This is a genomic window from Microbacterium sp. 20-116 (assembly GCF_041079415.1).
GTDB lineage: Bacteria > Actinomycetota > Actinomycetes > Actinomycetales > Microbacteriaceae > Microbacterium.
This window is the reverse complement of the sequence record NZ_JBFYGP010000001.1, coordinates 543,883-558,181: the sequence shown is the minus strand read 5'-3', so window position 1 is coordinate 558,181 and position 14,299 is coordinate 543,883. Positions and strand designations below refer to the sequence as shown.

13 protein-coding genes are annotated in these 14,299 nt (G+C 70.0%); 10 read left to right on the top strand and 3 right to left on the bottom strand.

Features of this window, described 5'->3' with window-relative positions:
- Positions 1–49: 49 nt before the first annotated feature.
- Positions 50–337 carry a hypothetical protein gene (locus AB6V29_RS02735; RefSeq protein ID WP_267787094.1) on the bottom strand — a complete coding sequence of 96 codons (288 nt, stop codon included), beginning with the start codon at positions 335–337 and terminating at the stop codon, positions 50–52.
- A 454-nt stretch (positions 338–791) separates the two neighbouring features.
- Between AB6V29_RS02735 and smc the strand changes: the two genes are divergently transcribed.
- From smc to AB6V29_RS02695, 8 genes are all read left to right on the top strand, one after another.
- Positions 792–4,343 carry a chromosome segregation protein SMC gene (smc, locus tag AB6V29_RS02730; RefSeq protein WP_369356897.1) on the top strand — a complete coding sequence of 1,184 codons (3,552 nt, stop codon included), beginning with the start codon at positions 792–794 and terminating at the stop codon, positions 4,341–4,343.
- Between the two features lie 4 nt (positions 4,344–4,347).
- The gene (ftsY, locus tag AB6V29_RS02725) at positions 4,348–5,220 is read left to right on the top strand and encodes a signal recognition particle-docking protein FtsY (RefSeq protein ID WP_210074646.1); all 873 of its coding nucleotides are present in this window, start codon (positions 4,348–4,350) and stop codon (positions 5,218–5,220) included.
- Positions 5,221–5,289: 69 nt separating this feature from the next.
- A complete protein-coding gene (locus tag AB6V29_RS02720) occupies positions 5,290–5,790 on the top strand; it encodes a DUF2004 domain-containing protein (protein WP_103208919.1) in 501 nt (166 codons plus the stop codon).
- A 4-nt stretch (positions 5,791–5,794) separates the two neighbouring features.
- A complete protein-coding gene (locus tag AB6V29_RS02715) occupies positions 5,795–6,223 on the top strand; it encodes an MSMEG_6728 family protein (protein ID WP_369356896.1) in 429 nt (142 codons plus the stop codon).
- Positions 6,224–6,419: 196 nt separating this feature from the next.
- Complete coding sequence (locus tag AB6V29_RS02710; RefSeq protein ID WP_267787098.1) at positions 6,420–7,463, top strand: iron-siderophore ABC transporter substrate-binding protein; 1,044 nt, start codon at positions 6,420–6,422, stop codon at positions 7,461–7,463.
- Positions 7,453–8,496, top strand: a complete 1,044-nt coding sequence (locus tag AB6V29_RS02705) for a FecCD family ABC transporter permease (protein WP_369356895.1) — start codon at positions 7,453–7,455, stop codon at positions 8,494–8,496. The genes AB6V29_RS02710 and AB6V29_RS02705 overlap by 11 nt, the downstream gene beginning before the upstream one ends.
- On the top strand, positions 8,493–9,524 hold the full coding sequence (locus tag AB6V29_RS02700; RefSeq protein WP_267787100.1) for an iron chelate uptake ABC transporter family permease subunit: 1,032 nt from the start codon (positions 8,493–8,495) through the stop codon (positions 9,522–9,524). Before AB6V29_RS02705 ends, AB6V29_RS02700 begins: the two co-directional genes overlap by 4 nt.
- Positions 9,521–10,339: an ABC transporter ATP-binding protein gene (locus AB6V29_RS02695; RefSeq protein ID WP_369356893.1), complete on the top strand. Its 819-nt coding sequence runs from the start codon at positions 9,521–9,523 to the stop codon at positions 10,337–10,339. Before AB6V29_RS02700 ends, AB6V29_RS02695 begins: the two co-directional genes overlap by 4 nt.
- Positions 10,340–10,420: 81 nt before the next feature.
- On the opposite strand, the gene lipA is transcribed toward AB6V29_RS02695, so the two are convergent.
- Positions 10,421–11,455: a lipoyl synthase gene (gene lipA / locus AB6V29_RS02690; protein WP_369356891.1), complete on the bottom strand. Its 1,035-nt coding sequence runs from the start codon at positions 11,453–11,455 to the stop codon at positions 10,421–10,423.
- Positions 11,452–12,090 carry a lipoyl(octanoyl) transferase LipB gene (gene lipB / locus AB6V29_RS02685; protein WP_369356889.1) on the bottom strand — a complete coding sequence of 213 codons (639 nt, stop codon included), beginning with the start codon at positions 12,088–12,090 and terminating at the stop codon, positions 11,452–11,454. The genes lipA and lipB overlap by 4 nt, the downstream gene beginning before the upstream one ends.
- 63 nt (positions 12,091–12,153) lie before the next feature.
- Here lipB and AB6V29_RS02680 point away from each other — a divergent pair, with 63 nt between their 5' ends.
- On the top strand, positions 12,154–12,702 hold the full coding sequence (locus tag AB6V29_RS02680) for a TetR/AcrR family transcriptional regulator (RefSeq protein ID WP_267787104.1): 549 nt from the start codon (positions 12,154–12,156) through the stop codon (positions 12,700–12,702).
- A 52-nt stretch (positions 12,703–12,754) separates the two neighbouring features.
- Positions 12,755–14,299 carry a signal recognition particle protein gene (gene ffh, locus AB6V29_RS02675; RefSeq protein ID WP_210074668.1) on the top strand — a complete coding sequence of 515 codons (1,545 nt, stop codon included), beginning with the start codon at positions 12,755–12,757 and terminating at the stop codon, positions 14,297–14,299.

The window sequence follows — 14,299 nt, the reverse complement described above, 5'->3', positions numbered from 1 at the left end:
ATGAGACGGGGGAGGGGTGGGGCCGGCCGAGAGGCCGACCCCACCGGGATCAGAACGGCGGGCGGCTGAACGCCGCGGCGCTCTGCCAGGCCCGCTCGCGGCGGTCCCGCTCGGCGGCCGCGTCGCGAGCTCGCAGGGCTTCGACCGCGCGGTGGTCGAGGGCGCGGGCCCGGTTGGCGTGCCGGTTGAGCAGCCAGAGCCCCAGACGCAGCGACAGGCGGTCGAGCAGACCCAGCGGCCGGTAGGCCGTCGTGTCGAACGTGATCGTGGAGGGAGTGGGAGGGGTGGAAGGCGCGGCCGAGGAGTGCTGCGGCGCGCGCGTGAACAGGGCGTTCATGCGGAAGCTCCGTAAAGAAGATCTGGCGAGGAGGAAGCGCGTCGAGCAGACAGCTCACGCGGGGGCGGACGCAGAGGGTCCGGGTGGCCGACGTCGAGGAGACGGGCTCACGGGAAGCGGAGACGACAAGGCGTCTCGACGCGACGAACTAGCCCTGACGAGGGGGCATGCCGACGGCGGTGGTCACTCCCGTGGCGTATGCGGAGAGCACGGGGACGGCGATGAAGCCGGTGGCGGTGAAGCCGGTCGTGGTGCGAATCATGGAAGTAACCTCCTTTCGACGTCGGTTGCGACCTCAGACGCTAGCGAAGGCTGTCAGCGAATGTCAAGCTTCCGCTCAGATTGGGGCGGGTGCCGGGCGCGTCGAACCGCGCCCACCGGCCCGCCGCCGCGGAATCCTGCGGTTTCTCGGATACCGTGAACACGCGGTTCGATGGAGCGGAGGGCGGGTGACATGCACCTGAAGAGCGTGACGCTCAAGGGCTTCAAGTCCTTCGCGCAGTCGACCACCTTCGCCCTCGAGCCGGGCGTGACATGCATCGTCGGACCGAACGGGTCGGGCAAGTCCAACGTCGTCGACGCCCTGGCCTGGGTGATGGGGGAGCAGGGGGCGAAGACCCTTCGCGGCGGCAAGATGGAGGACGTCATCTTCGCCGGCACCTCGACGCGGGGACCCCTGGGGCGGGCCGAGGTCCAGCTGACGATCGACAACGCCGACGGTGCTCTGCCGATCGACTACAGCGAGGTGACGATCAGTCGCACGCTGTTCCGCACCGGCGCGAGCGAGTACGCCATCAACGGGCAGACGTGCCGCCTGCTCGACGTGCAGGAGTTGCTGAGCGATTCGGGCCTCGGGCGCGAGATGCACGTGATCATCGGGCAGGGCCGCCTCGACACCGTGCTCCAGGCATCGGCGGAGGACCGTCGCGGGTTCATCGAGGAAGCCGCAGGAATCCTCAAGCATCGCCGACGCAAAGAGAAGACCGTCCGCAAGCTCGAGGCGATGGAGACGAACCTCACGCGCTTGAGCGATCTCGCCGGCGAACTGCGCCGGCAGCTCAAGCCGCTGGGCAAGCAGGCCGAGATCGCTCGAGAGGCAGCGACGATCGCCGCGGTGGTCCGGGACGCGAAAGCGCGCCTCTACGCCGACGAGCTCGTGCGTCTGCGCGCGGAACTCGCCGACGCCGCTCGAGCCGAGAGTGAGCGCCACACCGAGCGGCTGGGCCTGCAGGAGCAGTCGGAGGGGCTGCGCGGTCGGGTGGAGCGCCTCGAGAACGACCAGCGCTCCGACGCCGTCGACCGCGCGCGCGGTGTCGCCTTCGCGCTCGAGCAGGTGCAGGAGCGACTCCGGGGGCTCTACACACTGGCCGGCCAGCGCCTGACGCTCCTCGGCGACGACGAGACGGACGGGTCGGGCTTCGCCCCCACGGTGACACAGTCGATGATCGACGACGTCCGCGCCGAGATCGACGACATCGCCGCGGGCCTCGGAGAGGCTCAGGATGCCGCGGCAGAGGCGTCCCGAGCGGTGACGCGTGCCCGCGCCGACCTCGACGCGCTCGACGTCGACATCGCAGCACAGAGTGCGCTGGTGTCGGAACACGACATGAAGATCACGAGCCTGCGGGGAGCGGCGGATGCGGCGAGCTCGGCGCTTGCCGCCGTGCGTGCCGGTGTCGACCGTCAGCAGCGGGCGCTCGACGCCGCGCTGATCCGACGGGCGGAAGCCGAGCAAGCCGTCGCCGAGCTGGATCCCGACGTGGTCCCCGAGGCCTCGACGGCCGAGCACGCGGCCGCCTACGAGCGCGCTCAGCGCGACGCCAACGACGTCGAGGCGCGCGTGTCCGGCCTGCGTGAACGCCTACACGCCGCCGAGCGTGAGCGCGACGCGCTCACCGCGCAGACCACCGCTCTCGGCCGCGCCCTGGATGTCCGCAACGCGGCCGCCGATCTGATCTCGGCCGGGGGTTCCGGCATCCGGGGTCTCGTCGGCGACGACCTGAAGGTCAGGGCCGGATACGAAGCGGCGGTGGCCGCGGTGCTCGGAACCCTCGCGGAAGGGTTGCTCGTCGACGACGCGGAAGCGGCGTTCACCGCGGCCCGCACGGCCGCCGAGGCCGACCTGGGTCTGGTCGAGATCGCTCTGGCCGACGCCCCCGGGCCGGGGGAGTCCCTCCCGGCGCTCGAGGGTGCGGTGCTCGCAGCGGATGTCGTCACGGCCTCGCCCGGGGTGCTCGGCATCCTGGCTCGCGTCCTCATCGTCGAAGACCTCGACGCCGCGCGATCGGCGCAGTCGAGTCTGGCGGACGGGCTCACGGTCGTGACCCGCTCTGGCGAGGTCGTGACCGCGCGGACCGTTCGCGCCGGCTCGGGCTCGGGCCGGTCGCGCCTCGAACTCGCTGCCGAGCGCGACGCCGCCGTGGAACGGCTCGACGAGGTCGTCGTGATCGTGGATTCGCTGAGAGAAGCCCTCGCCGACGAACAGCGTCTGCAGGTCGATGCGCGCCAGCGCACGAAAGACGCCCTTTCGACCCTTCGCGCGCATGACGCAGCCCTGGCCGCTCACGCGGAGAAGGTCAACCGCGTGACCGTGCGCCACGAAGCCGCGGTCGCCGAGTGCGACCGTCTGGTCGCGGGGCTCGCGCAGACCGAGAGCGCGGTCGCCGAGGCGGAGGACGCGGCACGTCGGGCCGACGATGCGCTGGCCCGGGCCCTCGACGCGCCACGCCCGCTCCTCGACGCCTCGGCGCGCGAAGGAATGGCGGCAGAGGTCGACGCCGCGCGCGAGACCGAGATGCGCGCCCGCCTCGGCATTGAGACGCTGAAAGAGCGCGTCCGCGCCGGTGAGGCTCGCATCGTGCAGATCGAGCAGCAACGTGAGCGCGAGCGAACCGCGGCCGCCGAGGCGGCACGCCGTGCTGTGCTTCGCCGGGCGCAGCGTGAGATCGCCGCTGAGGTCGCGGGCCACCTCCCGGCCCTGCTCGACTCGGTCGATCGCTCGGTCAGTCAGGCGCGGGTGGAGCTGGCGGCCGCGGAGTCCGCCCGCACGGCGATCACGGAGGAGCTCTCTCGTGCGCGAGCCGACGAGTCCCTCGTGCGAGAGCGTCTGGCACGGCTCACCGAAAGCGTGCACGGGCTCGAGCTGCAGATGCACGAGAAGAAGCTCCACGTGACCGGTCTTCTCGAGCGTGCTCAGTCCGAGCTCGCGTTGGACGAGCACATTCTCGTTTCGGAGTACGGCCCCGACCAGCCCATCCCCACCGAGAACGCGGAGGAGGGCATGCCCTTCGATCGCGCCGCTCAGAAGCGCCGGCTCCAGGATGCCGAGCGCAAGCTGTCGCAGCTCGGCCGGGTGAACCCGCTGGCCCTGGAGGAATTCGCCGCGCTCGAGCAGCGCCACGCCTTCCTCACCGAGCAGCTCGCCGACCTGCAGCAGACGCGCGCCGATCTGCAGACGATCATCGCCGACCTCGACGAGCGCATGCAGACGATCTTCGTCGCGGCCTTCGAAGACACGCGTGCGGCCTTCACGGAGATCTTCCCGATTCTCTTCCCGGGAGGGGCCGGCAGCATCTCTCTCACCGATCCCGAGCACCCGCTGACCACCGGCATCGAGGTCGCGGTGCGTCCGGTCGGCAAGAAGATCGAGCGGCTCTCGCTGTTGTCGGGCGGAGAACGCTCGCTCGCGGCGGTGGCGTTCCTCACCTCGATCTTCACGGCGCGCCCGAGCCCGTTCTACATCCTCGACGAGGTGGAGGCGGCGCTCGACGACGCCAACCTGGGTCGTCTGCTCGGGGTCTTCGAGAAGCTCCGCGCGAGTAGCCAGCTCATCGTCATCACCCACCAGAAGCGCACCATGGAGATCGCCGACGCGCTCTACGGGGTGTCCATGCGTCAGGACGGGGTCTCGGCGGTCGTGGGCCAGAGGGTCGGCGATCGCGCCATCGCGCGAGCGACGCAGGACCCCGTCGCGAGGACCTCCGACGAAGCCGCCCCCGTAAGCTGAAGCAATGGCTGAGAACTCCTGGTCGCTGGGCCGCGCGCTGCGCGGGCTGTTCGTCAAGCCCACGATCGACGAGACCACGTGGGACGACCTCGAAACGGCGCTGCTGACGGCCGATTTCGGTCCCGATGTGACCGAGCGTCTGGTCGAGGAGCTCCGCGAGAAGGTCGAGCGCTTCCGTACGACCGACCCGCGTGATCTGCAGCGCATGCTCAAAGAGACCCTCGAGGAGCACTTCGCCAAGTTCGACACGACCCTTCGCCTCACCGAGCGTCCGGCGGTCGTGCTCGTCGTCGGTGTGAACGGTGTGGGCAAGACCACGACCATCGGAAAGTTCGCGAAGTTCCTGCAGCGCTACGGTCGCACCGTCACGGTGGGGGCCGCCGACACCTTCCGGGCCGCGGCGGTCGACCAGCTCGCGACCTGGGCCGAGCGTGGGGGAGCGACGATCGTGCGCCCACAGCACGAGGGCCAGGATCCGGCATCCGTGGCCTTCCAGACCGTCGCCCACGCGAAAGAGACCGGTACCGAGATCGTGCTCGTGGACACGGCGGGTCGACTTCATACCAAGGGCGGGCTCATGGACGAGCTCGGCAAGATCAAGCGCGTCATCGAGAAGCAGGCGCCGATCGCCGAGGTCCTCCTCGTCCTGGATGCCACCACGGGTCAGAACGGGCTGATGCAGGCGCAGGCATTCCTCGACAGCGCGGGGGTCACCGGCCTCGTGCTGACGAAGCTCGACGGTTCCGCGAAGGGCGGCTTCGTTCTCGCGGTGCAGGAGCGCACCGGCATCCCGGTCAAACTCCTCGGCCAGGGCGAGGGCATCAACGACCTCACGGGTTTCACCCCGCACGTGTTCGCAGCTTCTCTCGTTGACTGACTCATACCGCACACACCCACCTGGGCGGGTCGTCTTCCCCAACACCGGGCGGAATGCTTACATGGAGTCATGGCCATCGAGCACGACTTCTTCGGACTCCTCGAGTCGGGCCCGGACGGGTCGATCTTCTGGAGCGAGAACGTCGAGTTCGGCGATCAGAGCGTCACGGTCGATCTGACGGCCCCCGATCAGGACGACGTGTCGGCCGAGGCGCTCGACGTCGCGGCATCCATGGTCTCGTCGCTCGAGGCCATCGACCTCGCCGCGCGGAACGCCATGGTCAACGAACTCGATTCGCGCACCAGCGAGGTGACCGAGTACATCCTCCAGCAGCAGGCCACCCTAGGTGAAGAGCTCGAGGACCTGCTCACGGACGTCTCGGGTGACACGCACATCGACGTCATCAAGGCGCTGCAGCTGATGAGCATGACGATCCTCGCCGATGAGCACGGGGGAGCAGACCCCTTCGCGGTGCTGGAGTACGCTCTCGACCCCGACGCGACCGACGACGTCCTTCTGGTCAACCTGGCCTCCGACGGCAGCGTCCAGTCGGTCACGAGCGCCGACTGAGCGCGTGCAGACCTTTCTGCCGTATCCCTCGTTCGTCGACTCCGCCCGTGTGCTCGATCCGAAGCGCCTCGGCAAGCAGCGGGTCGAGACCTTTCAACTGCTGCGCGCGCTGACGGTTCCTGACCACGGCTGGCGCCACCACCCCGCGGCCAAGATGTGGGACGGTCACCTTCCCGCCCTCGTCTCGTACGGTCTGGCGATGACCGACGAGTGGATCTCGCAGGGGCGCGAGGACACCGTCCGCGAGAAGATCCGCGACTTCGCGCCCGAGGTGGACGGCCTCGAACAGGGCGATCTCGACCTGCCGCCGTGGATCGGGGACGAGGCGTTCCACCTCGCCCACCGTTCCAACCTCATCCGCAAGGACGCCGAGTTCTACGTACCGCGCTTCGGCGACATACGGGACGACCTCCCGTATGTCTGGCCGGCCTGAGGCGACCGCGTCGTTCGCTGTTCTCCGCGGGCGATCGACGCGCGAGACGTCGGGCGGGTCGAAGGCCGTCTGAGCGACGCAGCCTTGCGGGAGACGCCGTCGGTGGTGCCGACGTGCGAACCACGCCCCACTCCACTAAGGTGAGGCTGTCCTAACCTCAAGCTGTCGAGGTTTACCCGACCCTCGAAGGAGTCCCATGTCCGTGCGCTCGCGCCGTCGCACCCGTCTCATCGGAGCCGCCACCCTCATCGTCACCGGCATGATCGCCGTGGCCGGCTGCGCGGGCACGACGTCGTCGTCGCCGGAGTCCGCCGCCCCGGCCGCCGCGGGGTTCCCGGTGACCATCGACTCCTCCCTCGGGCAGACCGTCATCGACGCCAAGCCCGAACGGGTCGCCACGTGGGGCTGGTCGTCTCAGGATGCCGCGCTCGCGCTCGGCGTGGTGCCGGTGGCCATGCCCGCGTTCGCCTACGGCGGTGTGGACGGCATCCTCCCCTGGGACAAGGACGCCATCGACGAGCTCGGCGGCCAGACCCCGCAGCTGCTCTCGGGCGGCGACAACGGCACGCCGAACGTGGAGGAGTTCGTCCAGGCCAAGCCGGACGTGATCCTCGCCCCCTACTCCGGACTGACCCAGGAGCAGTTCGACGAGCTCAGCAAGATCGCACCCGTGGTGGCGTACCCCGACAAGCCGTGGGCCACGTCCTGGCAGGACCAGACGAAGATCATCGGTCAGGCCCTGGGGCTGTCCGACGAGGCCGACGCACTCATCGCTCGGACGAACGACGAGATCACGACGCTGGCCGCGAAGTACCCCGCGCTGCAGGGCAAGACCTTCGTCTACGGCGCGAACAACCAGCCCGAGACGTTCAACGTCTTCCGCGCCGACGACCCGCGCGTGCAGCTTCTCACGCAGCTCGGCATGGCCGTCGCACCCAGCGTCGAGGCCAATGTGCCCGCTTCCGATGCATCGAGCTACTTCTACAAGGTCAGCTTCGAAAACCTCGGATCGTTGAGCTCCGACGTGCTCGTCGCCTACTTCGGAACACAGGATGCCGCCGACGCCTTCGTCGCAGACCCCCTCGTCGCCGCCATGCCGCAGGTGAAGGAGGGGCGGTTCGCCCCCATCGTCGGAGAATCGTTCGTGATGGCCTCGAGCGCTCCCACGGCGTTGTCGATCCCGTGGATGCTCGACCAGTACGTTCCGCAGCTGGCCGCCGTCGCCGAGCGTGTCGGCTGAGGTCGCCCTCGCAGACGGCGCCGCGCGAGTCCTCCTCGCGCGTCGCCGTCTCGCCGCCACGGGGATCGTCATCGGCGCGCTCGTCCTCGTCACCGGCCTCGGTATCGCCGTCGGCTCGGCCGACATCCGGCCGGAGACGGTCTGGGCGGCGTTGACCCACTACGACCCCGCCAGCGCCGAGCACATCGCCATCGTCGACAAGCGCGTTCCGCGCACGGTGGTCGGCCTGCTGGTCGGGGCGGCCCTCGGCGTCGCCGGCGCGATCGCCCAGGGGGTGACGCGCAACCCGTTGGCCGATCCCGGCATCCTGGGCATCAATCAGGGTGCCGCCCTCGCGGTGGTGGTCGCCATCACCGTGTTCGGCGCCGTCGGCTCGGCCCAGTACATGTGGTTCGCGTGGATCGGCGGCGCGCTGGCCGCGGCGGTCGTGTGGGCGGTGTCCTCCGGCGGTCGCGACGGGGCGACACCCGCCAAACTGGCACTCGCCGGTGCCGCACTCAGCGCCGCCCTGGCCGGCCTGGTCTCGGCGGTCCTCCTCGTTCGACAGGATGCGCTCGATGCGCTGCGCTTCTGGCAGGTCGGTGCACTCGCGGGGCGCGGCCTCGACGTACTGATCCCGGTGCTGCCGGTCCTGGTCGTCGCGCTGCTGGCGGGGCTCGCGTCCGGCCGGGTGTTGAACCTGTTCGCCCTCGGAGACGACACCGCCGCGGGCCTGGGCGTGCGCGTCCGGCGCGCGCGGCTGGTGGCCGGGCTCATCGTCGTGGCCCTCGCGGGCGGGGCGACCGCTGTCGCCGGTCCCATCGCGTTCGTGGGGCTGGTCGTGCCGCATGTCGTCCGGCTGCTGGTGGGGGTCGACTATCGCTGGATCCTCGCGTACTCCGCACCGGTGGGGGCGGCGTTCCTCGTCGCAGCCGACGTGGTGGCGCGGGTCGTCGCTCGACCGGGTGAAGTGCAGGTCGGGGTCATCGTCGCGGTGGTCGGTGCTCCCGTGTTCATCGCACTCGTGCGTCGCATGAAGGCGGTGGGTCTGTGACCGCGGTGACGGCGCGCCTGCGACGCGCCGAGCGGCGCCGCGTCCTGGCGGTGGTCGCGGGTGCGGTGGGCGTGGTGGTCGCGCTGTCGGCGGTCGCGTTGTCTCTGGGCGCCGCGGCCCTCACCCCGGCCGAGGTGTGGAGTGCGCTCACCGGCACGGGCAGCCGCATCGCGACCTATGTGGTCTGGGAATTGCGCATGCCCCGCGCTGCGGCGGCGGTGATCGTGGGCGCCGCGCTCGGCCTTGCCGGTGCGGTCTTCCAGGTCGTGTTGCGCAATCCGCTGGCGAGTCCCGACGTGCTGGGGGTGACCGCGTCGGCCGGTGCGGTGGGGGTGTTCGCCGTGCTGATGCTCTCCGTGAGCGGTGTGACCCTGACCGTGCTCGTCGTGATCGGCGGCATCGCGGCGGCAGTCCTGATCGGCGCCCTGGCCTGGCGACGCGGCATCCACGCTCTGCGACTGGTGCTCGTGGGCGTGGGTGTGGCCGCGCTGGCATCGGCCGTGACGGGGTACCTGCTCACGCTGTCCGATCTACGCGACGTCAGCGTGGCCTACACCTGGCTGGTCGGCAATCTCAGCGGAGCGGCGTGGCCGGTGGTCGGCTCGACCGGGGTCATCGCTCTCATCGGGGCGCTGGTGCTCACGCTGCAGCGGCGCGGGTTGCGGGCGCTCGAGCTCGACGACGCGAGCGCGACCGCCCTGGGCTTCCGCGTCGAACGCACCCGAGTCGGCGTCCTCGCCACCGCGGTGGTCCTCGCCGCCGTCGCCGTTTCGGCTGCCGGCCCGATCGGATTCGTCGCACTCGTGGCGCCCCAGTTGGCGCGCCGGATCGGAGGCACCGGCCCGCTCTCGCTCTGGGCCGCCGCGGCCGTGGGAGCGGCGCTGGTGAGCACGTCCGACCTGCTGGGGCAGTACGCGATACCGGGGGTGGACCTGCCCGTGGGGGTCGTGACCGGCATCGTCGGCGCCCCGTATCTCGTGTGGCTTCTGGCACGAGGAACCCGAACCCGTCCGGGAGGACTCACATGAACGACGGCCCCGTCGACCTGCGTGCCGAGGGCGTCTTCCTCGCCTACGACGCGCGACCCGTGGTCGAAGACCTCACTCTCGCGATCCCCCCGGGACGCATCTCCGTCATCGTGGGCGCGAACGCCTGCGGCAAGTCCACCCTGCTGCGGGCGATGGCACGCTTGATCACGCCCTCCGCGGGGACGGTTCTCCTCGACGGCGCCGACATCAGATCCCGGCCCACTGCCGAGGTCGCGCGGCGGCTCGGTCTGCTGCCGCAGTCGCCGATAGCGCCCGAGGGCGTCACGGTGGCCGACCTGGTCGGTCGGGGGCGGTATCCCCACCAGAGCTGGTTGCGACGGCGCGCGAGCGGAGACGATGAGATCGTCGACGCGGCGATGGCGACGACCGGAGTGCTGGATCTGGCCGCTCGGTCGGTCGACTCGTTGTCGGGCGGGCAGCGGCAGCGCGTGTGGATAGCGATGGCGCTGGCGCAGCAGACCGACGTTCTGCTGCTCGACGAGCCGACCACGTACCTCGACGTGAGCCACCAGATCGAGGTGCTCGACCTGCTCGCCGAGCTCAATCGCGAGCGGGGCGTCACCATCGTCATGGTGCTGCACGAGCTCTCGCTCGCGTGTCGCTACGCCGATCACCTCATCGCTATGAGAGACGGCCGAATCGTGCGCGAGGGAGCACCGGAACGGATCGTCGACGTCGACCTCGTGCGCGAGGTCTTCGGGATCGAGTCCGTCGTCGTGGCCGATCCCGCATCGGGCATGCCGCTGGTCTCGCCGATCAGCCGATACCGTCGGCAGCCTGCTCGGGGCGACTGATCCCGAGCTTCTTCGTCCGAGGTCGGCACGGAGCGGGACGATCGCCGGCCGCCCCCGCCGGCAACGCAGCCGCGTGAGACCTCAGACCGCCTGAGCGAACCCGGCGTCCGCTGCCGCGATGTCTTTCGCCAGGTGCCCGAGGTGGGGCGGGATCTCCCGCCCCTTCGACACCATCGACTGCGCCCACAGGCGCCCGGCGCGGTACGACGAGCGCACGAGGGGACCGGCGAGAACGCCGAGGAACCCGATGCGCTCGGCTTCTTCCTTGAACTCGACGAACTCGGCCGGCTTGACCCAGCGCTGTACCGGCAGGTGTCGCGGGGTCGGGCGCAGGTACTGGGTGATCGTGATGATGTCGGTGCCCGCGGCGCGCAGGTCTTCGAGGGCCTGGACGACCTCCTCCGGCTCCTCGCCCATGCCGAGGATGAGGTTCGACTTCGTGATGAGCCCCGCGTCTCGGGCAGCGGTGAGCACCCCGAGCGAGCGCTCGTAGCGGAAGGCGGGGCGGATCCGCTTGAAGATGCGGGGGACCGTCTCGACGTTGTGCGCGAACACCTCGGGACGCGACGAGAAGACCTCGTCGAGGTGGGAGGGGTTTCCCGAGAAGTCGGTCGCGAGGATCTCGACCCCGGTGCCCGGGTTCTCGGCGTGGATGCGGCGCACCGTCTCGGCGTGCAACCACGCGCCCTCGTCGGGCAGGTCGTCTCGGGCGACGCCGGTGACGGTCGCGTACCGCAGCTGCATGCGCGTGACGCTCTCCGCCACCCGACGCGGTTCGTCGCGGTCGTAGTCGGCGGGTTTGCCGGTATCGATCTGGCAGAAATCGCACCGGCGGGTGCACTGCGAGCCACCGATGAGGAAGGTCGCCTCGCGGTCCTCCCAGCATTCGAAGATGTTGGGGCAGCCGGCCTCCTGGCACACCGTGTGCAGCTCCTCGGTCTTCACGAGGCTCTGCAGGGCGGTGTACTCCGGGCCCATCCTGGCCTTGGTCTTGATCCACTCCGGCTTGCGTTCGATCGGCGTCTCGGCGTTGCGCACCTCGAGGCGCAGGAGCTTCCGCCCGTTCGGAGCGGTGGATGCCGGGACGTCGGCGTTCCCGGTCCCGCAGGCGCTCATGCGGCCACCGCCGCGTACTCAGCGCGGAACACGCGCTCGATCGTCGGAACGAGATCGGCGGGGGAGACATCGGCACCCAGCACCTCGCTGACGGTGGTCACTCCGGCATCCGTGATCCCGCATGGCACAATGCGCCGGAAACCGGCGAGGGTGTTGTCGCAGTTGACGGCGAAGCCGTGCATCGTCACTCCTTTTTCGACGCGGACACCGATCGCCGCGACCTTGTCGATGCCGAGGGGGCGGCGAACCCAGACGCCGCTGCGGCCCTCGACGCGGAAACCGTCGACGCCGAGAGGGGCGAGGGCGGTGATGAGCAGAGCCTCGAGTCGGCGCACGTGCGCGACGACGTCGAGGGGCTCGGGCAGACGCACGATCGGGTAGCCCACGAGTTGCCCGGGGCCGTGCCAGGTGATCTTGCCCCCGCGATCGACGTCGACGACCGGCGTGCCGTCGTCGGGACGCTCGTGCGCCTCGGTGCGCTTGCCCGCCGTGTAGACGGCCTCGTGCTCGAGCAGCAGCAGGGTGTCGGCACGCGCTCCCGCCACGACGTCGGCGTGGATGCGACGCTGGTGCGCCCAGCCGTCGAGGTAGGGGACGTAGTGCGGGGCCAGGCCCACGTGGTGAATGTCGATCATCGATGGCTCCGATGTTGGATTGGGTCCAACAATACACAGCGGGTGCGCCCCTAGGCTGGGGTCGTGACCGCCGAGCCTCGAAGTGGACGACCGCGCGCATCGTCGCGCGAAGTGCTCTCGGAGGCGGCCTGCGAGCTGTTCCTCGAGCAGGGGTACGACGCCACGAGCGTCTCGGAGATCACCCGGCGCGCGGGCGTCAGCCGCTCGAGCTTCTTCAACTACTTCTCGGCGAAGAGCGATGTCCTGTGGTCGGGGTTCGACGAGCAATCCGCCCGCGCGACCGCTCTGCTCCACGACGGCGTGGACGTGACCGCGGCACTCACGGCGATCGGCGACGAGCTCGCCCCCGATGCCCTGGCGCTGGCGATCACCAATGCCGAGGCGATGGGCATCGCGAGCGAACTCGATCGCGAACGCGCTATCCGCCAGTTCCGGTTGCAGAGCGAGATCTCGGCGCGACTCGTGCGCGATGGCATCCCTCCTCTGCTCTCACAGGTGCGCGCGGGGGCGCTGTCGGCGGCGGTGCTGGCAGCGGTGTGGGCGTGGGCGGACCGTACGGCCGCGGGCCGCTCGCTCGCCGAGACGCTCGCAGAAGCGCTCTCCGCGGCGTGAGAGCGCACGGCGGGCGGCGAACGCGCCCTGCCCCGCGTAAACTCGACTCATCATGGCGACTTTCGGCACCCTCTCCGACCGGCTCACAGAGACCTTCCGCAATCTCCGGAAGAAGGGCCAGCTCACGCCCGCCGACGTCGACGGGACGGTGCGCGAGATCCGCCGCGCCCTTCTCGACGCGGACGTCGCGCTGCCCGTGGTCAAGGAGTTCACCGCCGCCGTCCGCGAGCGCGCCCTCGGTGACGAGGTCAATCGCGCGCTGAACCCGGCACAGCAGGTCGTGCAGATCGTCAACGACGAGCTCATCGGCATCCTGGGCGGCCAGCAGCGTCGTCTGCAGTTCGCGAAGAACCCGCCGACCGTTATCATGCTCGCCGGCCTCCAGGGCTCGGGTAAGACCACTTTCGCGGGCAAGCTCGCCAAGATGCTCGAGAAGGACGGCCACACCCCGCTCCTCGTTGCGTGCGACCTCCAGCGCCCCAACGCCGTCAACCAGCTCCAGGTCGTCGCCGAGCGCGCCGGAGCCGCCGTGTACGCGCCCGAGCCGGGCAACGGCGTCGGCGACCCGGTGAAGGTCGCCCGCGACGGCGTCGCCTACGCGACGCGTCAGCAGCACGACATCGTCATCATCGACACCGCCGGCCGCCTCGGCGTCGATGCCGAGCTGATGAAGCAGGCTTCCGACATCCGCACCGCGACGCAGCCCGACGAGGTGCTGTTCGTCATCGACGCCATGATCGGTCAGGATGCCGTGAACACGGCCAAGGCGTTCCAGGACGGCGTGGACTTCACCGGCGTGGTGCTGTCGAAGCTCGACGGTGACGCCCGAGGCGGTGCCGCGCTCTCGGTGGCCTCGGTGACCGGCCGCCCCATCATCTTCGCGTCCACGGGTGAGGGTCTCGACGACGTCGAGCCCTTCCACCCCGACCGCATGGCGTCGCGCATCCTCGACCTCGGTGACATCCTCACCCTGATCGAGCAGGCGCAGTCTGCTTTCGACGAGGCCGAGGCGATGAAGGTCGCCGAGAAGCTCGCGACAGAGACCTTCACCCTCGAGGACTTCCTCGAGCAGATGCAGCAGATGAAGAAGATGGGCTCCATGAAGAAGATGCTCGGGATGCTCCCGGGCATGGGAAACATGAAGCAACAGCTCGAGAACTTCGACGAGCGCGAGATCGACCGAACCGAGGCGATCATCCGCTCGATGACGGTCGCGGAGCGCCGGAACCCCAAGATGCTGAACGGCTCTCGGCGCCTGCGCATCGCGCGCGGTTCGGGTATGACGGTCACGGACGTCAACCAGCTCGTGCAGCGGTTCGAGCAGGCGGCGAAGATGATGAAGACGGTCGCGCGCGGAGGTGTGCCCAACATCCCCGGCATGGGTCCCGTCGGCGGAAAGCCCGGCGCCTCGTCGAAGCGCGGCAAGCAGCAGAAGGCCAAGGGCTCGCGTTCGGGCAACCCGGCCAAGCGCGCGGCCGAGAACGCCGGCATCGCGGCCTCTGCCCCGGCCACCGGCTCGGGCTTCGGACTGGGCGGTCAGGCGGCTCCGAGCGAGGCCGACCTCGCCGAGCTGCAGAAGATGCTCGGTCGCGGCTGA